The sequence below is a fragment of the Streptomyces varsoviensis genome, assembly GCF_000718635.1.
In the GTDB taxonomy this organism is placed as follows: domain Bacteria; phylum Actinomycetota; class Actinomycetes; order Streptomycetales; family Streptomycetaceae; genus Streptomyces; species Streptomyces varsoviensis.
In genome coordinates this window covers 315,032-334,416 of record NZ_JOBF01000003.1, presented here as the reverse complement: position 1 = coordinate 334,416, position 19,385 = coordinate 315,032, and the positions used below count along the sequence as shown (strand labels likewise).

At 71.5% G+C, this 19,385-nt stretch carries 21 protein-coding genes, 1 tRNA gene and 2 pseudogenes; 13 read left to right on the top strand and 11 right to left on the bottom strand.

Annotated features, from left to right (window positions below):
• Positions 1-151 precede the first annotated feature (151 nt).
• From IF55_RS05975 to IF55_RS05960, 4 genes are all read left to right on the top strand, one after another.
• Positions 152-1,321: an HpcH/HpaI aldolase/citrate lyase family protein gene (locus IF55_RS05975; RefSeq protein ID WP_030876373.1), complete on the top strand. Its 1,170-nt coding sequence runs from the start codon at positions 152-154 to the stop codon at positions 1,319-1,321.
• Positions 1,322-1,410: 89 nt separating this feature from the next.
• The gene (locus IF55_RS05970; protein WP_030876370.1) at positions 1,411-3,882 is read left to right on the top strand and encodes a phosphoribosyltransferase; all 2,472 of its coding nucleotides are present in this window, start codon (positions 1,411-1,413) and stop codon (positions 3,880-3,882) included.
• A 14-nt stretch (positions 3,883-3,896) separates the two neighbouring features.
• Positions 3,897-4,718, top strand: coding sequence for an HAD family hydrolase (locus IF55_RS05965; protein ID WP_030876367.1), 822 nt, complete (start codon positions 3,897-3,899; stop codon positions 4,716-4,718).
• A gap of 95 nt (positions 4,719-4,813) precedes the next feature.
• Complete coding sequence (locus IF55_RS05960) at positions 4,814-5,263, top strand: PAS domain-containing protein (protein WP_030876364.1); 450 nt, start codon at positions 4,814-4,816, stop codon at positions 5,261-5,263.
• 52 nt (positions 5,264-5,315) lie between these two features.
• Here the strand turns inward: IF55_RS05960 and IF55_RS05955 are convergent, their stop codons facing one another.
• The 4 genes from IF55_RS05955 to IF55_RS05940 form a co-directional block, all read right to left on the bottom strand.
• Entirely contained in the window at positions 5,316-5,924 is a 609-nt protein-coding gene (locus tag IF55_RS05955; protein ID WP_063763891.1) for a DUF4383 domain-containing protein, read from the bottom strand.
• A 142-nt stretch (positions 5,925-6,066) separates the two neighbouring features.
• The gene (locus IF55_RS05950; protein ID WP_030876359.1) at positions 6,067-6,285 is read right to left on the bottom strand and encodes an FmdB family zinc ribbon protein; all 219 of its coding nucleotides are present in this window, start codon (positions 6,283-6,285) and stop codon (positions 6,067-6,069) included.
• A gap of 75 nt (positions 6,286-6,360) precedes the next feature.
• Positions 6,361-7,659, bottom strand: coding sequence for a hypothetical protein (locus IF55_RS05945; RefSeq protein WP_030876357.1), 1,299 nt, complete (start codon positions 7,657-7,659; stop codon positions 6,361-6,363).
• Between the two features lie 158 nt (positions 7,660-7,817).
• A complete protein-coding gene (locus tag IF55_RS05940; RefSeq protein WP_063763911.1) occupies positions 7,818-8,639 on the bottom strand; it encodes a DUF4097 family beta strand repeat-containing protein in 822 nt (273 codons plus the stop codon).
• Between the two features lie 208 nt (positions 8,640-8,847).
• Here IF55_RS05940 and IF55_RS05935 point away from each other — a divergent pair.
• A tRNA-Val gene (locus IF55_RS05935) sits at positions 8,848-8,919 on the top strand.
• Between the two features lie 217 nt (positions 8,920-9,136).
• On the opposite strand, the gene IF55_RS41145 is transcribed toward IF55_RS05935, so the two are convergent.
• From IF55_RS41145 to IF55_RS05925, 4 genes are all read right to left on the bottom strand, one after another.
• Complete coding sequence (locus IF55_RS41145) at positions 9,137-9,265, bottom strand: hypothetical protein (RefSeq protein WP_281180925.1); 129 nt, start codon at positions 9,263-9,265, stop codon at positions 9,137-9,139.
• The gene (locus tag IF55_RS41140; RefSeq protein ID WP_281180924.1) at positions 9,262-9,396 is read right to left on the bottom strand and encodes a hypothetical protein; all 135 of its coding nucleotides are present in this window, start codon (positions 9,394-9,396) and stop codon (positions 9,262-9,264) included. Before IF55_RS41140 ends, IF55_RS41145 begins: the two co-directional genes overlap by 4 nt.
• A complete protein-coding gene (locus IF55_RS05930; protein WP_157854267.1) occupies positions 9,393-9,689 on the bottom strand; it encodes a hypothetical protein in 297 nt (98 codons plus the stop codon). Before IF55_RS05930 ends, IF55_RS41140 begins: the two co-directional genes overlap by 4 nt.
• Positions 9,690-10,107: 418 nt before the next feature.
• Complete coding sequence (locus IF55_RS05925; protein ID WP_030876347.1) at positions 10,108-11,292, bottom strand: helix-turn-helix domain-containing protein; 1,185 nt, start codon at positions 11,290-11,292, stop codon at positions 10,108-10,110.
• Between the two features lie 114 nt (positions 11,293-11,406).
• Between IF55_RS05925 and IF55_RS05920 the strand changes: the two genes are divergently transcribed.
• From IF55_RS05920 to IF55_RS05900, 5 genes and pseudogenes are all read left to right on the top strand, one after another.
• The gene (locus IF55_RS05920) at positions 11,407-11,967 is read left to right on the top strand and encodes a flavoprotein (protein WP_030876346.1); all 561 of its coding nucleotides are present in this window, start codon (positions 11,407-11,409) and stop codon (positions 11,965-11,967) included.
• 108 nt (positions 11,968-12,075) lie between these two features.
• Positions 12,076-12,588, top strand: a complete 513-nt coding sequence (locus tag IF55_RS05915) for a hypothetical protein (protein WP_030876343.1) — start codon at positions 12,076-12,078, stop codon at positions 12,586-12,588.
• 168 nt (positions 12,589-12,756) lie between these two features.
• A complete protein-coding gene (locus IF55_RS05910; protein WP_030876340.1) occupies positions 12,757-13,071 on the top strand; it encodes a 4a-hydroxytetrahydrobiopterin dehydratase in 315 nt (104 codons plus the stop codon).
• Positions 13,072-13,158: 87 nt separating this feature from the next.
• A pseudogene (locus IF55_RS05905) lies at positions 13,159-13,572 on the top strand (nucleotidyltransferase family protein); the annotation flags it as partial.
• Positions 13,573-13,714: 142 nt separating this feature from the next.
• Positions 13,715-14,488 carry a VOC family protein gene (locus IF55_RS05900; protein WP_048831589.1) on the top strand — a complete coding sequence of 258 codons (774 nt, stop codon included), beginning with the start codon at positions 13,715-13,717 and terminating at the stop codon, positions 14,486-14,488.
• Between the two features lie 14 nt (positions 14,489-14,502).
• Here IF55_RS05900 and IF55_RS05895 read toward each other — a convergent pair whose 3' ends face one another.
• Positions 14,503-15,444, bottom strand: a complete 942-nt coding sequence (locus IF55_RS05895; RefSeq protein ID WP_030876332.1) for an NmrA family NAD(P)-binding protein — start codon at positions 15,442-15,444, stop codon at positions 14,503-14,505.
• 433 nt (positions 15,445-15,877) lie between these two features.
• Positions 15,878-16,090 (bottom strand): annotated as a pseudogene (locus IF55_RS40395) (polysaccharide deacetylase family protein); the annotation flags it as partial.
• Positions 16,091-16,393: 303 nt separating this feature from the next.
• Between IF55_RS40395 and IF55_RS05885 the strand changes: the two are divergent.
• Together IF55_RS05885 and IF55_RS05880 are read left to right on the top strand one after the other, a co-directional pair.
• On the top strand, positions 16,394-16,750 hold the full coding sequence (locus IF55_RS05885; RefSeq protein WP_030876327.1) for a winged helix-turn-helix transcriptional regulator: 357 nt from the start codon (positions 16,394-16,396) through the stop codon (positions 16,748-16,750).
• Positions 16,751-17,001: 251 nt separating this feature from the next.
• Positions 17,002-17,388: a hypothetical protein gene (locus tag IF55_RS05880; RefSeq protein WP_030876322.1), complete on the top strand. Its 387-nt coding sequence runs from the start codon at positions 17,002-17,004 to the stop codon at positions 17,386-17,388.
• On the opposite strand, the gene IF55_RS05875 is transcribed toward IF55_RS05880, so the two are convergent.
• The gene (locus tag IF55_RS05875; RefSeq protein ID WP_078643718.1) at positions 17,385-18,464 is read right to left on the bottom strand and encodes a GlxA family transcriptional regulator; all 1,080 of its coding nucleotides are present in this window, start codon (positions 18,462-18,464) and stop codon (positions 17,385-17,387) included. The two genes, IF55_RS05880 and IF55_RS05875, sit on opposite strands and share 4 nt — an antisense overlap.
• A gap of 100 nt (positions 18,465-18,564) precedes the next feature.
• Here IF55_RS05875 and IF55_RS05870 point away from each other — a divergent pair, with 100 nt between their 5' ends.
• Positions 18,565-19,377: an NAD(P)H-dependent oxidoreductase gene (locus IF55_RS05870; protein ID WP_030876316.1), complete on the top strand. Its 813-nt coding sequence runs from the start codon at positions 18,565-18,567 to the stop codon at positions 19,375-19,377.
• Positions 19,378-19,385 lie beyond the last annotated feature (8 nt).

The window sequence follows — 19,385 nt, the reverse complement described above, 5'->3', positions numbered from 1 at the left end:
GCCCGTACGGCTCCGGAAGGGCGCCTCACCGGTGCGGCGGGCCGCCGCTTCGGTCGCCGGGAACTCTCGCCCCACCGCCGGACGTACGATAATCGGCCATGCTTCCGGACCGGACGGGTCGAGGGAGGGCCGCCGCGTGACGGAGAGAGCGATGAAACATTTCGGATATCTGGCACCCGAGGAACGCGAGGCCCTGTTCCACCGGGCGCCCCGCGAGTTCACCGCCGCCTCCCCGGCCCGTACGCTCGCGACCGCCCTCGGCGCCACGCTCTACAGCCCCGCCACCCGCCCCCGCCTCGCCGACGACATCGTGCGCCAGGCCGGCCGGGGCGTCGTCTCCATGGTGCTGTGCCTGGAGGACTCCATCGACGACGCGGACGTGCCGGGCGCCGAGGAGAACCTGGTGCGGCAGTTCGCCGACCTCGCCGGGCGCGACGCCGACGCGAGCCTGCCGCTGCTGTTCATCCGCGTCCGTACGCCCCGCCAGATACCCGACCTCACGCGGCGGCTCGGCCGCGCCGGCCGGCTGCTCACCGGGTTCGTGCTGCCCAAGTTCACCGAGGAGCGCGGCGTCCCCTTCCTGGAGGCGCTGCTGGCCGCCGAGCACGGCTGCGGGCGGCGGCTCTTCGCCATGCCCGTACTCGAATCGCCGGAGCTGCTCCACCTGGAGACCCGCACCGAGACGCTCGCCGGCATCGCCCGCACGGTCGACAAGTACCGCGACCGGGTGCTGGCCCTGCGGCTCGGCGTCACCGACTTCTGCTCCGCGTACGGACTGCGCCGCGCGCCCGACATGACCGCGTACGACGTGCAGCTCGTCGCCTCCGTCATCGCGGACGTCGTGAACGTCCTCGGCCGGGCCGACGGCACGGGCTTCACGGTCACCGGGCCCGTATGGGAGTACTTCCGGCAGCACGAGCGGATGTTCAAGCCGCAACTGCGCCGCAGCCCCTTCGCCGGCTCCGCGGAGGCGCTGCGCACCGCCCTCATCGAGCACGACATCGACGGGCTGCTGCGGGAGATCGAACTCGACCGGGCCAACGGCCTCCAGGGCAAGACGTGCATCCACCCCTCGCACGTCGCGCCCGTGCACGCGCTGTCCGTCGTCAGCCACGAGGAGTTCGGCGACGCCGAGGACATCCTGCGGCCCGGCCGCGACGGCGGCGGAGTGCTGCGGTCCGCCTACACCAACAAGATGAACGAGGTGAAGCCGCACCGGGCCTGGGCGGAGCGGATCATGCTGCGCGCCGAGGTCTTCGGCGTCGCGCGGGAGGACGTCGGCTTCGTGGACCTGCTGGCGGCGGGGGTGCGGAGCGCGTGAACGAGATCATCGAAGAGAGCGGCGAAGCGATCATCGAAGAGAGCGGCGCACAGGGCGGCGCGCAGAGCGGCGAACGGGGCGGCGAGAGAGTGGGCGACGGCGTGGTGTGGTCAGGGCAGTGGGTCGCGGACCGGCTGGGCGTGGGGCTGGCCGGCGACCCGGCCCTCCCGGAGCTGCTGGGCCTGGCGCTGCGGCGCAACCCCAAGCGCGCCCACCTGCTCGTCTCCAACGTGCTCGGCAAGCACGTGCCGCAGCGGCCCTCCGCCGTGTACGGGGCCGGGGCCGGCCTCGGGCGCCGGGTACGGGAACTCCTCGGCGACGCGGACGCCGCGCGCGCCGTGGTCCTCGGCTACGCGGAGACCGCCACCGGACTCGGCCACAGCGCGGCCGACGGGCTGGCCCTCGCCCCCTATCTGCACTCGACGCGCCGCCCGGTCGCCGGCACGGTCCCCGTCGGCGGCTTCGAGGAGGAGCACAGCCACGCCACCTCGCACCTCCTCCTCCCCGAGGACCCCGAACTCCTCGGCGGCGACGGCCCGCTGGTCATCGTCGACGACGAGTTCTCCACCGGCCGTACGGTCCTCAACACCATCGCCGCCCTGCACGCCCGCTACCCGCGCGACCGGTACGTCATCGTGGCCCTCGTCGACATGCGCTCCCCGGCGGACCGCGCCCGGCTCGCCGACTTCGCGGCCGACCTGGGCGCCCGCATCGACCTGGTGGCGCTGGCCACGGGGACGGTGCGGCTGCCGGAGGGGGTGCTGGAGCGGGGGCGCGAACTCGTCGCGGAGTACGAAGGGATGGCGGATACGGCCGGTGCTCCGCCGGGCCTCGGTGAGGTGCGCCGGGTGGAACTGGGCTGGCCCGAGGGGCTGCCCGACGGCGGCCGGCACGGCTTCACCCCGCGCCACCGGGAGACCCTGGACGCCGCGCTGCCGGGCATGGCGGCCCGTATCGCCGGGGCGCTGGACGAGACCGGGACCGGCGTCCGGCGCGTACTCGTCCTCGGCTTCGAAGAGCTGATGTACGCGCCGCTGCGCATCGCCGACGCGCTCGACGCCGCCCTGGGGGAGCGCGCCGAGGTCTACTCCTCGACCACCACCCGCTCCCCGGTCCTCGCCGTCGACGACCCCGGCTACGCGATCCGTACCCGCCTCGCCTTCCCCGCCCACGACGCGCCCGCCGACGGGCCGGGCGAGCGGTACGCCTACAACGTGGCGGGCGGCGGCTTCGACGCCGTGGTGGCGGTGGTCGACTCCGCCGCCGACACGCCCGAACTCCACGCTCCGGACGGGCTGTTGGCGCGGCTCTCCGCCCACACGGGGCAGGTGCTGCTGGCCGTGATCCCCTCCTACCGGCCCGCCGCCGGCTCCCCCTCGCAATCCGGAAGCCAGGCGCCGCCCGCGCCGGAACCGCTGCGCGGCCCCCAGTTCTCCTCCTACGCCCCCGACGAGGTCGGCTGGCTGCTCCAGGACCTCTCGGCCGTGGCGCTGGAGGCGCCCACGGAGGAGCGTGAGGAGGCGGTCCAGAACGGCGGCGCGCACTACGCGGAGTCGCTGCCGGTGGAGTACCAGCCGAGCGCGGCGTACCAGGAGCTGTTCCGCTCCGCGCTCGCCGCGTCCGCCGCCCGTATCGCGCGCGCCGTCGGCGCCGTCACCGAGACGCTGCTCGCCGAGCGCTCGCCCCGGCCCGTCCTGGTCTCGCTCGCGCGGGCCGGTACGCCCGTAGGCGTGCTGATGCGGCGCTGGGCGCGCCACGCGCACGGCCTGGAGCTGCCGCACTACGCCATCTCGATCGTGCGCGGCCGGGGCATCGACGCGACCGCGCTGCGCTGGCTGGCGGCCCATCACGACCCCTCCGACGTGGTCTTCGTCGACGGCTGGACGGGAAAGGGCGCGATCACCCGCGAACTCGCGGATGCCCTGCGGGAGTTCGAGGATCAGACGGGCTGCGTCGGCTTCAATCCCCGTATCGCCGTGCTCGCCGACCCCGGCGGCTGCGTCGACACCTACGGCACGCGCGACGACTTCCTCATACCCTCCGCCTGCCTCAACTCGACCGTATCCGGGCTCATTTCGCGCACCGTGCTGCGCGCGGACCTCGTCGGCCCGGACGACTTCCACGGCGCGAAGTTCTACCGCGAACTGGCCGGCTCCGACGTGTCCCGGCACTTCCTCGACGCCGTCGAGGCGCGGTTCGAGGAGGTGGCCGAGCAGGTGGCCGCCGACGCCAAGGAGCTGGCGGCGGCGGACCGTACGCCCACCTGGGCGGGGTGGGCGGCCGTCGAGCGGATCAGCGAGGAGTACGGCATCCACGACGTGAACCTCGTCAAGCCGGGCGTCGGCGAGACGACCCGCGTGCTGCTGCGCCGCGTCCCGTGGAAGATCCTCGCCCGCCGGGGCGCCGGCGCGGACCTCGCGCACGTACGGCTGCTGGCCGAGCAGCGCGGCGTGCCGTTGGAGGAGGTCGACGATCTCCCCTATAGCTGCGTCGGCCTGATCCACCCGCGCTACACGCGCGGCGCGACGGGCGCGGACGGCAGGGCGGTGACGGCCCTGTGAGCACGGACTCCGCCATGACCACCCTGATCGCGAGCGACCTCGACCGCACCCTCATCTACTCCGCCGCCGCCCTCGACCTGCGGATGCCCGACGCCGAGGCGCCCCGGCTGCTGTGCGTCGAGGTGTACGAGCACCGGCCGCTCTCCTATCTGACGGAGACCGCCGCCGCGCTGCTCGCCGAGGTGCGCTCGGCCGCGCACTTCGTGCCGGCCACCACCCGTACGCGCGAGCAGTACGAGCGCGTCCGGCTCCCGGGCCCGCCCGCGGAGTTCGCGATCTGCGCCAACGGCGGGCAACTGCTCGTACGCGGCGAGCCGGACGCCGACTGGCAGGCGCGGGTGCGGCGGACGCTGGCCGCCGAGTGCGCCGGACTGGACGAGGTCCGCGCCCACCTCCTGCGCTCCGCCGACCCGGCGTGGCTCCTCAAGGAGCGCACCGCCGCCGACCTCTTCGCCTACCTCGTCGTCGAGCGTGACCTGCTGCCCGACGGCTGGGTCAAGGAGCTGGCCGTCTGGGCGGACGGCCGGGGCTGGACGGTCTCCGTGCAGGGCCGCAAGGTCTACGCGGTCCCGAAGCCGCTCACGAAGAGCGCGGCCGTCGCCGAGGTGGCCCGCCGTACGGGCGCCGGGACGGTGCTCGCCGCCGGGGACTCGCTTCTCGACGCCGATCTGCTGCTCGCCGCCGACCGTGGCTGGCGGCCCGGCCATGGCGAGCTGGCGGCCGAGGGCTGGTCCGCGCCGCATGTCAGGGTGGTGGAGGCGACCGGTGTGGCGGCGGGGGAGGAGATCGTGCGGGCCTTCGCGGGGGACGTCGGCGTGGCTGGTGCGGCGGGCTGAGCCGGGGGTGGCCTCCCGCCCGGTCGACTGTATACAATCGCACTGAGATCCGCGCGCTCACCGCGGGCGACGGATCGCCCAGGCTTGGAGGCGTCATGGACAACTTGGACCCCGAGGTGGTGCTGGGCATGGTGGCCCAGGCCCCCGACGGCATAGTGATCACCGACCGCGAGGGTCTGATCCGCTACTGGAACCAGGGTGCGGAGCGGATCTTCGGCTACTCCGCCGCCGAGGTCGTGGGCGGCAGCCTGGACGTGATCATCCCCGAGAAGCACCGGCAGCGGCACTGGGACGGCTACCGCACGGCCATGGAGAAGGGCACCAGCCGGTACGGCGCCGACGACCTGCTCGCCGTGCCCGCGCTGGCCGCGGACGGCCGGAAGCTGTCCATCGAGTTCAGCGTGGTGCTGCTGCCCGCCGCCGACGGAGACGCCGACGGGGCCCATGTCGGGGCCGTCATCCGGGACGTCACGGCCCGGCGGGCCCAGGAGAAGGAGATCCGCCGACGGCTGCTGGAGGCCGCACCGGAGCACGCGGGGACCTGAACCGGGGGCACTGCCCGCACCTTCCGCAGGCGCTGCACCGCCCGGCCGCGGATCACCTCGGAGGGCCCACCAACCTCCCGAGCTCCCGGCGGCGGCGGGCCCGCTCCTCGCGGGCGACCTGTTCCGGATGGCGGGCGCGCCAGTACGGGTTGTCGTGCGGGAGCCCGCCGCTGACCCGCCCGTACATCCCGAAGATCAGCAGCAGTACGCCGACGACAAAGCTGAACAGCACGTTCTGGATGCGGAACGCCAGGAAGTTGTAGCGGCTGTCCAGCAGGGCCAGATTGACGAAGCCGCTGAGCACGAAGAGCGCGCCGAGGACGATGTTGAGCGTCGAGGCGAAGTTGCCGCCGATGACCATGCCGACGAAGAGCAGGACGCCGACGGCGATGGACAGCACGCTCAGCGCGCCGTTGGTGTTGAGTTCGGCGACGGTGTCGCCCCGGGTGGAGAAGAACCCCACCTTGTCGATCAGCCCGAGGATGCCGAAGGCGAGCAGCACCAGGCCGGTGAGCCCGGCCCCGGCGCGGTAGACCTGGCTGAGACGGTGGTCCGTCGGCAGGTGCTCGTCGAGCGTGGTGCGCCGCCGGCGGACCCACCCGTAGGGCGGCCGCCGGGGCCCCGCGTGCTCGGGCCCGTGCGTGGCGTGGCCTGTGGCCATGGTTCCGGCCCTCCTTTGCGGTGGCGCTGAGGGAGGTGCGTACGTGCGTACTGGGCCGTACGTACGCGTCCGGCGCGCGCGTGTCGCGTACGCGCGGCACGTACGTACTCCCAGGGTCCGCCTACGGGCCGGTCAGCTCAACTCAGCCGCAGCAACCGCCGCCGCAGCAGCCACCGCCACCGCCCCCGGCCGGCTGGCCCTGCGGGGCCTGCGCCGCGCCGCCCACGGCGACGGTGGACAGCAGCTTCACGGCGTCGCCGTGCCCGTGCGGGCAGCTCGCGGGGTCGGCGGAGCGGGCCATGGGCCGCTTGAGTTCGAAGGTGACACCACAGGTCTTGCAGCGGTACTCGTAACGGGGCATGCCAGGCAGCATAACCACCGCCCGTTGGAGGGTGGAGGGGGAGCGGTCCGGACCGACCGCCCCCTGTGCGCGGGCTCAGTGTCCGGCGCCGCGGGCTTCGCGGATCTCCTGCACCACCCGGGCGGCCGTCTGCCGTACCGCTTCCGTCTCCGTCAGGAAGTGCCACCAGTCGGGGTGCCGGCCGCTCAGCGCGTCGACGGCGCGGTCGAGACGGGCCACGGCGTCGTCCAGCGGGCGGGCGGTGCGCGGGTCGGGGGTGGCGCGCCCCGCCATGGCCAGGCGCTGCGCGTCGCGGATGGCGAAGCGGGTCCGTTCGACCTCCTTCTGGTGGTCGAAGGAGACCTCGTCGAGCCTGCGCAGCCGGTCGGAGGCGGCGGAGACGCCCTCGTCGGTGGTGTTCAGCAGCGCCCGTACGGTCGACAGCAGGGCGGTGGCGTCGGGCCAGCGCTGCTCCTCCCGCGCCGTACGGGCTTCCCGCAGCTTCTCCTCGGCCTGCCGTACGGCCTGCTCGGCCTGGTCCGGAACCTGTTGCAGATCCTGCCAGCAGGCGGCGCTGTAGCGGCGGCGCAGCTCGCTCAGGACCGGGGCGACGCCGGCGGCGCGGGTGGTGATGGCCTGGGCGCGGGTGCGCAGCGAGACGAGCCGCTTGTCTATCTCGGCGGCCTTCTCCGGCAGCCGGTCCGCCTCGCCGCGGATCGCCTCCGCCTCGCGCAGCACGCGGTCGGCGCGGGTGATGGTCTCCTGCACGCCGTGCCGGCCCGCGCCCTGGTTGAGCTTGGTCAGCTCGGGGCCGAGGGCGGCGAGCCGGGCGGCGAGGTCGTCGGCGCCGAGCCCGGCGGCCCGTACCGCGTCGAGGGCGTTGCTCGCGGCGAGCAGCCCCTGCCGGGCCCGCTCCACGGCGGGCGCGAGCCGGGCCAGCCGGGTCTCCGCCGTGTCCAGCAGCGGCGCGAGCCCCTGCCCGAACCGCTCCAGGTCGCCCTTGACCCGCTCCAGCTCGTCCTTGGCCTTCGTCAGGTCGGCGCGGGCGCGGGCGGCGGCTCCGGCGTCGAGGTCGTCGCGGTCGAGGTCGTGGGAGTCGACGGCCGTGATGTACGCGGTGGAGACCTGGTCGACGCGGTCCCCGAACGCGGCGAAGTCGGCGGCGGCCTTGCGCGCCGCGGGGGAGTCGTCGACCGCGGTGATCGTCTCGATCGAGATCTGGAGGTCGCGCTGGGCGGTGTCCAGCTCGTAGAAGGCCGCGGCGGCGGCGTCCTTCGCGGCCTGCGCGTCGGCCCGCTGGCTCTCGCCGCGGCCCCAGCCCCAGCGCCGCGTGCCGCCCCCGGCGAAGGCGGCGGGCACGGCGGCGAGCAGCAGCGGCAGGGGCAGCAGCGCCAGCGCGACACTCTCGCCGAGGACTGTCGCGGCCCCGGCGAATCGGCGGCGTACCGGTCGTACAGACTGCGCGAGTATCGCCGTCACTTGCCCTCTCCCGATGGATCGCCCCTGGCCCGGATGCCATTCTCCCACCCGTAAAGGACGAACACAGCGGGCGATTAGTTCGCGGTGCGCACCTTCACCGGGCCATTGCTGGTGTGGACGGAGACGACGTGCTTGCTGGCGTCGTCGCGGGGGACGTCCAGAGACTGCGAGCCGTTCTTGGTCTTGACGTCCAGCTTGTACGGGGAGCGGGGCAGCTCGATGTCGACGGGCCCATTGCTGGTGGTGGCGTCCACGCGGTCGGGGACGCGGGTGAGGGCGAGGTGCACGGGGCCGTTGGAGGTCTCCGTCTTGACCTGGGAGGAGGCGACGCCGGTGGCCTTCACGGCGCCGTTGGTGGTGCTGATGTCGAGCGGCCCGCCGGGGTCCCGGACGGTGATGGCGCCGCTGTGCGCGGTCAGGTGCAGCGCGGCCGCGATCCCGTCGGCCCGCACCGGCCCGTTGTCGCTCTTGACGGTCACGGCGACCCCGGCCGGCACCTCGACCTTGTGCTTCGCGGCGCACGTGGCGCTGATCCCGCTGCAGTGGACGCGCAGCTTGAGGGTGTCGCCGTTCACCTGCCAGTCGGCCTTGGCCGACCCGCCGATGCTCTTTCCCTTGAACCACCGGGTGACTTTGACTTCCTTGCCGTCCTTGGCGCCCTTCTTGTCGGCGGTCACCACCTCGACCTCGGAGTTGTCGCTGTCGACGGTCAGCTCCTTCCCCTTGACCGCGAACGACTTGTACTCCGGCTCCGCGTCCGAAGCGTCCCCGCCACCGCACCCCGCCACGGCGACCCCGGCCACCAGCACCGCCGCCGCGACGAAAGACGTACGGACAGCGGCCGTACGAGCGGCGGGCCGGCTGCGGCGGGGATGCGGACGGGTACGGGCTGCCACGGTGGTCTCCAGGTTGTTTACAACGGAAAGCAGGATCATCCGATGCCGGCCCCAGGCCCACACCGTCCCCGCAACCCTACGAACCACCCACCGCCCCCCACGATCCCGCTCCCTACCGGAAACGGGGTGGGGTTAACCCCCGCCCCACGGCCCCCGCCGGGCGGTACGACGCACCCGCCGCGGCCATGTAGTCTGTCACTTCGTCCACGGGCGCATAGCTCAGCGGTAGAGCGCTGCCCTTACAAGGCAGATGTCGCTGGTTCGAACCCAGCTGTGCCCACGTAATGCGTAGCCGCAGACGAGCGGCCAATGAGGGACCCCTGATCACGTGATCACGATCGTTCGGGGGCCCCTCTTGCTTTGAGGGTCCACTGAGAGTCCACATCCCCACGTTGCCGAGAGGCACGCTCGTGGTCAGCCCACGTGGGCGAGGGCGGGCTCGTCGACATCCGCCCGGCCGAGCGGCCCGCTCGCACGGTGACGTGCGAGACGGCACTTCATGGCGCGCTGTCGGCGCGGTAGCCGCGGGGGAGGGCCCGTACGGCGCGGGGCTCGGACGAGGCCGCGGACAGCCAGTGCGTCATTGAGGGGTAGTGCTTGCCGGTGGTGTGACGGGTGGTGTTCATGGGCGGTCCTGGGGGTGGTGGTAGGGGCGGCTCTTGGCGATCGGCGCGAGCCGATCGGCATTCCAGGCGCGCCATACCGCGTCGGGGCCGGCCGCGCAGGACGCCAGCCGGGTGTTGGCCTGCGGGCTCATGGCTGGGGCCCGTCGTCGTCGCGGTCGGCGTCGGCTGCTGCTGTGATCAGGGCGCGTACGGCGGAGGCGGGGCTCAGGACGCCGTCCGGCGGGATGATCCAGTGGGCGCGCGACCCTTCGCAGGTGCGCGGTGAGGGCAGGCCGATGTAGTGGGCTTCGCGTTCGGTGGTCGTCACGCACTCCACCGCCGCATCCCACCCGGCGGCGGTGCCGGGCGGCACGAGGACGACGTAGTTTCCGCCGACGCGGGCCACGGGCCCGGTGACGCCGAAGCAGTACAGCATCGCCCGCACCCACCCTCGGTGCCGCCCAGCCGCCACGTCATGCACCAAGCGGGCGGGCAACTTCACCGCCTCCCACGCCGGCCCGACGAGGAACAGGGCAACGCCCCGGCGATACCACTCGTCCTCGGCCGCTTGAGCCGCTGCCCGGCTGTGGGTCAAAAGTCTCGCCGCCGCGTGATCTTGTTTCAAGGGAAACATCAGAAGCCTTCCCGTAGCAGGCCGGCATGGCGTTGTTGGTGAGCGCGATGCGTGGTGCTGCGTTCGGTATTGGTGGGTCAGCGATGGTGCGCATGAACCAAGGCCGGGCCCGGTCGCGCATGACGGGACTCGACGTCCGAACAAGCCCTGTTCACGCCATTCAGCGTGGGGCAAGGGAAGGCCAGGAAGTGTCACTGCCCAGTGACAGTCCGTTGGTCGGCGGTGACAGCTACTGCCCGATCCAGGCAGCCATGTGGGTGAGGGTGTCAGGGCTGCGGCGCTGAAGGTGCACGAGGCCCCTGATCGTCTCTCGGGCTCCGGAGTGGTAGCGCGTCTGTTGGGGCGCCAGCCTTCGGGCCTCGATGAGGGACCCGAGGGCGGCATCGGTGTGCCCTGTCTCCATTTCGGAACGGGCTCGGTCGATATAGAAGTGCGCTCTACGTGACAGGGCCCAGCTCTTGGGGATGCTGACTTCCTTGGCTTTGGCCATGGCTGCACCGAAGTGGCCCAGCTCCATCTTGGCGGACACTTCATGGGCTGAGACGTTCGTGGGCCCGAAGGACAGCCAATGGATCTGTCCGGCCTCCCCCGTCCGTTCAGCGAATCCTCGGGCTTCGGACAGGTGGGCTTCGACGGCGTCTTCGTCGTGGGCACGGGCGGCGATGATCGTCGCGCCGAGGTGCAACTGACCGCCAACAGCCAGCGATTCGATGCTCTCCTCCGCCTGGTTCAGGACAGCGCGCCCCGCACCGATGAGGCGCAGTCCGATGGTGTGCTCTCCTTCCCGGAAGTACACGAGGGCCCGCATGTACTGGCGGACTGCGGCCAGTAGGGGGTCGGAGGCGCGGTGAGCGGCCCAGTCCATGCGGTCGAGAGCGATTGTCGACAGGTCATAGAAGCCGAGCTTCACGGTGATGTCGTGCGCAGTGCGGTAAGTGGAGGCCAGTGCCTTCCAGAGAGTGGCGGAAGGCGTCCGGTGGGCGGCCGTAGTGACCTCGGCGATGAGCTGAGGCAGAGCCCTGGCGGCCTGGTTGAGGCGGGTGGCGCGGACGAGTTGGCAGAGGTCGTCAGCGTCGTCGACCAGTTGACCGGTGGTACGAGTGGTCAGGTCGGGGTCGGCTCCGAGGTCGTACAGGTCGAGTGCCTCGCGAATAGGCCGGATCAGGCCGTCGGGTCGGTCTTGCTGGAGTTCGGTCACGTATGGCTGTCCCGTCAGGGCGGTGACGTCGATGCGGAGGACCCTGGCGACGGCGGACACGAGATCAAGACTCGCCGCCTTGTGTCCGCTTTCCACCTGATGCAGCAGGCTGTAGGAGTAGGACACCCGTAGGGCGAGTTCCCGCTGCGTGAGGCCGGCCAATTTTCGGTAGTGAGCGATGCGCGCGCCGGTGTGATCGTGGTCCAGCCTAGGCATGATGGCCCCCTGTTCCGTGCGTCCACTCGGAACCTACCCGCGCGGGCGTGCGCGGGAATGCTGCCGCCCCGAACCGGCCGGTTCGGGGGCGGTTGCTCATGGTGAGATCGGCCTATGACGACTCGCGTGCTGTATCTGCTGGGGTCCGCGGCCCCACCCGTGCTGAATGTCGCCAACGTGATCCGGCAGGCCCAGGGGCAAGGGTGGGAGGTCTGTCTGGGCCTGACGCCAACGGCTGCGCGTTGGTTGGAGGGTCAGTTGCCGGAACTGGCCGAGTTGACCGGGTACCCGGTGCGTTCCCAGTACAAGATCCCAGGTGAGCCGGATGTGTGGCCCTCGGCGGACGTGGCGGCGGTCGCGCCGGCGACGTTCAACACCATCAACCAGTGGGCGTTGGGGCTCACGAACCACTTCGTGGTCGGGTTCGTGGTGGAGGCGATCGGTAAGGGCATCCCGCTGGTGACGATGCCGTGTGTGAACAAGGCGTTCGCCCAGCATCCGCAGTTCCAGCGGTCCGTGGACGTATTGAGGGGCGCCGGGGTGAGCGTGCTCTATGGCGAAGACGGCTTCGTTCCGAACGAGCCGGGCAAGGGGCAACCGGAAAACTTTCCGTGGGGTTTGGCGCTGAGCGAGGCGGCGCGGCTCGCCGTGCGCGGCTCCGTAGATGGAGGGTGACGGGGGTCCTGTACCCCTACACGGTTGGGCACAGCGCTTCTGCGCCACTGCGCGAGGCGCGCCACCAGATTCGTGTTTTGCCGGCCAGTTGACGAGAGGTGGAGCGGCGTGACCGTCATTGCTGTGACCGGGCACATGGACTTGACGGCTGATACCGCAGAGGCGGTCCGGACCGCATTGCGGCAGCTCCTTGAGGCATACCCTGCCGGCTCCCTGGTGGGTATCTCCTGCATCGCACGGGGCTCCGACAGTCTGTTCGCTGAAGCGGTGCTGCAAGCCGGAGGCCGCTTGGTCGTGGTTCTTCCTTCCCGGGACTACCGGGAGTCGAAGGTGAAGCGGGACCACGCGGATCTCTTCGACCGACTGGTCAAGTCCGCGAACGAGGTCTTGACCATGCCGTACGACTCGGCGAACCGCGAAGCCTACGAGGCGGCCAATCGGCAGATGCTCTCCCGCGCTGACCGCCTTGTCGCTGTGTGGGACGGTACGCCGCCCGGTGGGAAGGGCGGGGGCACCGCCGATGTCGTCGTGGAGGCTCGGGAGATGGGGCTCCCTGTAGATGTGGTCTGGCCGACGGGCGCCTCCCGCGAGAGCAGGCGAGACCACGGAACACGGCCCTGATTGCGATCTGCCCTTACGGGGTTCCATGCCGCGGGGCGGTCACTATCGTCGAGTAGCGGCCGAGGTTCACGCATATCCCTTTAAAAAGGGCCATGAGCCCATGGCACGATGCACCGATCGGTCAGGAACTCGACGGTGTCCTGACACCTGTTGTCGAGAGGAGATGACGTGGCCGATCAGCCCGTGCTTCTGACGGAACCGGAGATCGCGGAACATCTGAGCCAGGTGCCGGGGTGGGTTAGGGAGAACGACCGCATCACCCGGTCGTACGGCATTCGGTATCACGGTGGCGTGGCGATGATCGTGCACGTCGCGGATGTGGAGCGGCTGGTCAGCCACCATGCCGATATCGACCTCCGGTGGGATCACCTTCGGTTCTCGATCACCACGCATGATGCTGGGCACCGGCTCACGGCGGCGGACTTCGAGCTTGCCGCACGTATCGACGGCATCGCCCGGGCACATGGAGCGTCCCCGCTGTAGGCCACAGCCGGGCAGTGGTCTGAGCTGGCCAGACGCATGTCGGGGGAGCCGTGGTAGGCAGGGGTGGTGATCAGCCGGCTTCCTCTCGATGAAGGCGATCTGTCCTGGGAGGTGGAGGACGACGTGATCAGGGCCGGTCGGGAGCTCTTCGCCGGGCTGCCCGCGGAGGTCGAGATTCGGAACGAGGCGCGGGTTCACCTCTGGTACGGGGACAAGTTCGGGGTGGCGTGTCCGCCGTATGACTGCACTGAGGCGGCGATCGACAGCTTCGCCGTGACGACGTGCTGTCTGGGCGTACGCGTGGAGGCCGACGGCCGGTGGCGTGTGTACGCGCCGCATGGGCTTTCCGATGTGTTCGGCCTCGTCGTTCGTCCGAACCCGGTGCTCGCGCCGCGATCGGTCTATGAGAGCAAGACGGCGCGGTGGCGTGAGCTGTGGCCCGAGCTGACGGTCCTGGAGTGGCCGTACGGGAGCGGCCCGGCGGTCTCGTCCGCCGGCTGATCTTGGCGGGGAGCACGGTGTCACCCCCTGGCGGGCGGGGCCGGGCCCCGTTGCCTTGCTGACATGGCGGGGGTCCGGTGGGCGTGGCAGCCTCGTGGTGTCGGGCGGTGTGAGTCTGGCTCGGTGATGCGGAGGACCGGTCATGCCTGAGACGACGCTGCCGCACCCGCAGGGCGCGGTGTGCTGGCTGGACACGCTGCTGAACAGCCAGGACGAATTGCTGGAGTTCTACCAGCCGCTGCTCGGCTGGTCGGGCGGCGCGAATCCGGAGGACCCGAACAAGTACGCCGTGCAGATGGTCGGCGGGAAGGCCGTGGCCGGGGTGGGGTTCATGCCGCCGGAGGAACCGGTGATGCCCTGGACCGGGTACTTCGCCGTCGACGACGTGGATGCCGCGTCCTCCCGGATCGAAGAACTGGGCGGCCACGTGGTGGTCGCGGGCATGGACGCTCCCGGCGTCGGCCGGTTCGCCCACGCCACGGACCCCACCGGCGCGGCGTTCGGCATGTGGCAGGCCGGTCCGTTCCCCGGCTTCGAGCTGCATGGGGAGCCGGGCTGCCTCTACTGGTTCGAGCTGGTGACCAGCGACGGGAAGTCGGCGGCCGACTTCTACGGAGCCCTGCTGGGGACCGAGGTCCAGCACATGGCCATGCCGGACCCGCCGGGCGGCACGTACTGGACCCTGCACGTGGCCGGCGAGCCCCGAGCCGGGATCTTCCAGGTGGACGAGGCCGCCGCCGCCCACTGGCGCCCGTACTTCCACGTACGCGACGTCGACACCGCGCTCGCCGCCGCGCTCGGCTCCGGCGCCCGGCTTCTCGAACCCGCCGCCGACACTCCGTACGGCCGCATGGCCGGCCTCCTCGACCCTCTGAACAACGAGTTCAAACTCGCCTCTCCACCGGCCGGCCGGTGACGTAGCCCGGGCGCTCAGTGGGCCGGGCCCCGCCAACCCGTGTGGCGCAGCCAGGATTCGAAGGTCATGAGGGCGGGGTGAAGGCGGCGCAGGAGGGGGAGGTCGCGGTCCTGGGCGTAGAGGTCCCGGTCGGCGAAGAACTGGAACATGGCGGCGTAGTCGTGGCCGAAGCCGGGCCTGGCGGAGTGGAGTTCGGCGGGCGGCATCGGGGCGTAGGCGGTGGGGACTCCGGTGACGCGGGTGAAGGTCGCGGCGAGCTGTTCGCCGGTTAGGCTGTCGCCGATCACGGAGAGGTCGCGGGCGCCCCAGGACTGCCAGTTGGCGAACATGTGGCCGGTAAACCAGGCGATGTCGTCGAGGGCGACGAGCGGGTAGCGGGCGGCGCCGGTGCCCAGGGGGAGCCGGAAGCGCAGGCCGCCGTGGCCGTCCGGCCGCGGCGTGAGGCGGTCTCGCAGGTTCTCGAAGTACGGGGCGGTGGTCAGCACCGACACGTGGTTCGTGTACCAGCCGTCGCTCTCCTGGCGGAGCATTTCCTCGGACCGCATCAGGTCGATGTGGGCGGCGACGGCGGCCTTGCTGTCGAAGTGCGGCACCGGGCGGCCGGTCAGGGACACCGCGCTGTCCAGCGACGACCAGATGAGCCGCGCCACGCCGGCCGCCCTGGCGGCTTCCAGCAGCTCCACGCCTTGCCGGTACTCGCCCACGGCGCTGCCGGTCGCGAAGAAGTCGGTGTTGATGAAGGCTCGGTCGATTCCCCTGGTCAGGGCGTCGGCGGCCGACGGGGCGGAGCGGACGAGCCGTACGCGCTCCGGGGCGGTGGCGGCCAGTGCCGTGGCGTGGGCGGACTCCGGGTCGCGGGTGGGGACGGTGAACGAGGCGTCGGTGGTGGCGAGCAGATGGCGGATCACGTGGCGGCCCATTGCTCCGGTGCCGCCGACGACGAGGGTGCGGGTCATGACTTCCTTGCCTGGCGATGCGCTGAGTGGTGAGGCTGGTGCTGTGCCGGGTGGGTGAGGACGTGTTCGGCCGCCTGCGCGTGCGTGGCGACCCAGATGTCGTCCGATGCCCTGAGTCGGCCGAGGAGCTGGCGACCATGCCGGACAGGAGCGGACGGCCGCTGACGTGGGCGTGCAGGGTGAGGTGGAAGACGCCGGGGCCGGGGGCCGCGAGCAGTTGGTCCAGCAGCTCCCGGTGCAGGTCGCGGTAGGCGTACGGGCCCGCGACGGCGCTGCGGACGTCGGAGTGGTCCCCGTGCATGAGGGAGACCAGGGGGCCGTGCGCGGTGGGCAGTACCTGCGGGAGGTCGTGGTCGCTGTGGTCGGCGGTCCACCGGTAGCCGGCCTCGGTGAGCAGGCCGGAGGTGTGCCGCGTGCCGGTGGCGCGCGGGCTCATCCACCCCGTCGGGCGGACGCCGGTGACGCGGCGGAGTACGTCGGTGCAGCGGCGGATGTTGTCGCGCTCGGCCGCCATGTCGAGCAGCGCGGGTACGACGTCCTGGGCCCAGGAGTGCGCGGCGATCTCGTGCCCCGCGTCGTGCACGGCGGCCACGGTCTCCGGGTGTCGTTCGGCTACGAGGCCGTTGACGCCGACGGTGGCGGGCAGGTCACCGAGGAGGTCGAGGAGCCGCCATATGCCGGTGGTGACGCCGTACTCCGCCCACGAGGCGCTGTGGGCGTCGTCGGCGCCGGGCGGCAACGGCCATGCCGTGGCCATGGGCGCGTAGGCGGGCCAGTGCCCGGGGGACCACGACTCCAGCGCGACCGTGATCAGCGCGACGACCTTCCGCCCGCCCGGCCAGTCGAACTCTGCCACCATCGGTTCTCCCTCCCTCGGCAGCTTCCGCCGACGACGCTAGGGAGGCGCCGGTTACCTCCCGGTTCCCGGCGGCGGGCTATCGTCGGGGGCGTGCCCGCCTACCCCGGAAGCGACTTCCTCGCCGACTGCCCCGCCCGGCTGGCCGTCGAGATCATCGCCGACAAATGGGCCGTGGTCGTGCTCTACGCGTTGCGCCGCGAACCCCGCAGACACGGCGAGCTGATCGACCTGATCGGCGGCGTCTCGCGGAAGGTCCTGACCCACACACTGCGGCGACTGCAAGGCTTCGGCCTGGTCGAACGGCACGCCGGAGGCGGGAAGGTCGACTACGTACTGACCGACCTGGGCCGCACGCTGCTGCCGCCGATCGCCGTGCTGACCGAGTGGTCCCACACCCACGGCGAGGCCGTGACGGATTTCCAGGAATCCCGGGGGCGGCAGCGGTAGCCACGCCTATGCCGCTGAAACCGCTGAGGATTGCGCGGTCAGTGAACGCCCTTATCAGGTAGAGCGGTTCGGAGCGTGGAGGAGGGTGGATGGTGCAACTCACTCCATCGTGGCAGTAGTTCACTCGTGCTGTACAACCATCCTTCGGCCCTGCATGTCTCTTGATGCGCAACGGCAATCGAAATGGGGAGTGTTTCGTGAAGCGTGTGCGTATCGCGGTCGGGGGTGCCGTCTTCGCGGCGGCGGGGCTGATGGTTGTGGGGGCGGGTACGGCCGCCTCGGCGGCGCCCGTCGCGGCGGGGGCCGCTTATAACGGGGTGTGCGGGGCGGGTTACGGCGTGGTGAATTCGGCGCCGATCGGGGACAAGGGGAAGGTGTATCTGACGTACAGCTCCGCCACCGGCAAGAATTGCGCGGTCACCATTCGCAATACGCCCGGCGCGCCCGTCTTCGTACGGGCCTGGGTCGGCCAGAGCGGCGGGCACGGTTCGCCCGCGTCGGACGGGGGGCAGTACGGCACGTATGCCGGGCCGGTCTATCTCGCCGCTCGCGGCTCGTGCGTCGACTGGGGCGGCGAGATCGACGGGGTGTCCGTCGCCACGACCGGCACCAACTGCGGTTCGTTCGCCCGTAGTTAGGACCGGTACGGTCGTGATGTCCGGGGGCGTCCTGTGCTCTGCGCGCGGGGCGCCCCCTCCCGTTCCCGCGGGCAGCGGAAGGTGGAGCGGTACGCGCTCGGGGAGACCCCCAGGGCCGACTGGAAGTGCTGGCGCAGCGAGGACGCCGTGCCGAAGCCCGCGTCCGCCGCCACCCGGTCGACGGGGAGTTCGGACTCCTCCAGCAGCCGGCGGGCGTGTTCCACGCGCTGCTGGGTCAGCCACTGGCCCGGCGACAGCCCGGCCTCCTCGCGGAACCTGCGGGTGAACGTGCGTACGCTCATCGACTCCCGCGCCGCCATCTCGCGCAGGGACAAGGGGCGGTGCAGATGGCGGAGGGCCCAGGCGCGGGCCGCGCCGGTGGAGGAGATCTGGGGCTCGGGGACCGGGCGGCGGATGAACTGGGCCTGGCCGCCGTCGCGGTGCGGTGAGACGACCGTGCCGCGGGCGACCTCGTTGGCGACGGCCGCCCCGTGGTCGCAGCGGATCATGTGCAGGCACAGGTCGATGCCGGAGGCGACGCCCGCCGAGGTGAGGACGTTGTCGTCGTCCGTATAGAGGACGTCCGGGTCCAGTTCGATGTCCGGATGCAGCTTCCGGAAGAGATCGCTCGACTTCCAGTGCGTCGTGGCGCGGCGCCCGTCGAGGAACCCCGCCGCCGCCAGCACGAAGGAGCCCGTACAGATCGACGCGATCCGGGTGCCGGGCCGGATCAGGGCCAGGGCCTCGGCGAGTGGCGCGTCGAGGTCTCCGGCGCACAGGCCGTCGTAGTCCTCGTCCGAGCCCGGCAGGATCACCGTGTCGGCCTCGGCGAGGGCCTGCGGGCCGTGCTCGACGTTCACGGTGACATCGGTGTCCGTACGGACCGCGCCGGGCGTGAGCGTGCAGGTCGTGACCGTATACAGCGGTTCCCCCTCGGCCGAGACGGCCTGGCCGAACAGCCGGTGCACGATGCCCATCTCCATCGGCAGCAGGCCATGGCGTACGAACACGGCGACCCGGTGCCGGCCGGGGTGTGGGAAGAAAGCCATGGCCCGATCCTCACACAACCTGGCCATCAGGCCACTCGATCCGTCCGGGCCCGCCCCGCACCATCGGAAGCCGCACCACCGAAGGCGCGATCAGGCCAGGTCGCGCCGCATCGTGAGAGGACGGCAGATGAAGGTCCTGTGGCTCTTCGCCCACCCCGAACAGCGCTCGCTCAACGCCTCCCTGCGCGACGACGGCATCCGCGCCCTCGAAGAGCTCGGCCACGAGACCCGGCTCTCCGACCTCTACGCCATGGGCTGGAACCCCGTCGTCGACCGCTCCGACTACCGGCGGGGTTCCCACACCGGTGCCGGTGCCGATACCGACGCCGACGAGCGGTTCCTCGTCGCCCGGCACAGCAAGCGCGCGTACGAGGCCGGCGAGCTGAGCGACGACATCCGCGCCGAGCAGGAGAAGCTCCTCTGGGCCGACACCGTCGTCCTGCAGTTCCCCCTGTGGTGGCACGGCATGCCCGCCATCCTCAAGGGCTGGTTCGACCGCGTCCTCGTCAAGGGGTTCGCCTACGGGATTCCCGACCCGCAGGCCCCCGGCCGGTCGCTGCGCTACGGGGACGGTGGGCTGGCCGGGCGGCGCGCCATGGTCCTCGTGACGGCCGGGGCCACCGCGGCCGGATTCGGGCCGCGCGGGGTGAACGGCGACATCAACGAGCTGCTGTTCCCCGTGCAGCACGGCGCGTTCTGGTACATGGGCATGTCCGTCGTACCACCGTTCATCGTCACCAGCGCCGACCGCGTCTCGGAGGTCGGCTACGTCGAATACCGAGAGCTCGCCGGGCGGCTGCGGGAGCGGCTCCTCGCCATCCCGACCGCCGAGCCGATCCCCTTCCGGCGGCAGAACAGCGGCGACTACGACGACGACCTCGTGCTGCGCGACACCATCGCCCCCGGCCAGAGCGGACTTCACGTGCACACGGTGAGGTGAGCCAACGG

Excerpts from the sequence above, each read along its gene's own strand:
- IF55_RS05895 (WP_030876332.1), bottom strand. The coding sequence starts at position 15,444 with ATGACCCGCACCCTCGTCGTCGGCGGCACCGGAGCAATGGGCCGCCAC.
- IF55_RS41145 (WP_281180925.1), bottom strand. The coding sequence starts at position 9,265 with ATGAACACCACCCGTCACACCACCGGCAAGCACTACCCCTCAATGACG.
- IF55_RS05965 (WP_030876367.1), top strand. The coding sequence starts at position 3,897 with ATGACCACCCTGATCGCGAGCGACCTCGACCGCACCCTCATCTACTCC.
- IF55_RS05880 (WP_030876322.1), top strand. The coding sequence starts at position 17,002 with ATGGTTGTGGGGGCGGGTACGGCCGCCTCGGCGGCGCCCGTCGCGGCG.
- IF55_RS05870 (WP_030876316.1), top strand. The coding sequence starts at position 18,565 with ATGAAGGTCCTGTGGCTCTTCGCCCACCCCGAACAGCGCTCGCTCAAC.
- IF55_RS05920 (WP_030876346.1), top strand. The coding sequence starts at position 11,407 with ATGACGACTCGCGTGCTGTATCTGCTGGGGTCCGCGGCCCCACCCGTG.
- IF55_RS05950 (WP_030876359.1), bottom strand. The coding sequence starts at position 6,285 with ATGCCCCGTTACGAGTACCGCTGCAAGACCTGTGGTGTCACCTTCGAA.
- IF55_RS05955 (WP_063763891.1), bottom strand. The coding sequence starts at position 5,924 with ATGGCCACAGGCCACGCCACGCACGGGCCCGAGCACGCGGGGCCCCGG.
- IF55_RS05900 (WP_048831589.1), top strand. The coding sequence starts at position 13,715 with ATGCCTGAGACGACGCTGCCGCACCCGCAGGGCGCGGTGTGCTGGCTG.
- IF55_RS41140 (WP_281180924.1), bottom strand. The coding sequence starts at position 9,396 with ATGAGCCCGCAGGCCAACACCCGGCTGGCGTCCTGCGCGGCCGGCCCC.
- IF55_RS05975 (WP_030876373.1), top strand. The coding sequence starts at position 152 with ATGAAACATTTCGGATATCTGGCACCCGAGGAACGCGAGGCCCTGTTC.
- IF55_RS05875 (WP_078643718.1), bottom strand. The coding sequence starts at position 18,464 with ATGGCCAGGTTGTGTGAGGATCGGGCCATGGCTTTCTTCCCACACCCC.
- IF55_RS05925 (WP_030876347.1), bottom strand. The coding sequence starts at position 11,292 with ATGCCTAGGCTGGACCACGATCACACCGGCGCGCGCATCGCTCACTAC.
- IF55_RS05960 (WP_030876364.1), top strand. The coding sequence starts at position 4,814 with ATGGACAACTTGGACCCCGAGGTGGTGCTGGGCATGGTGGCCCAGGCC.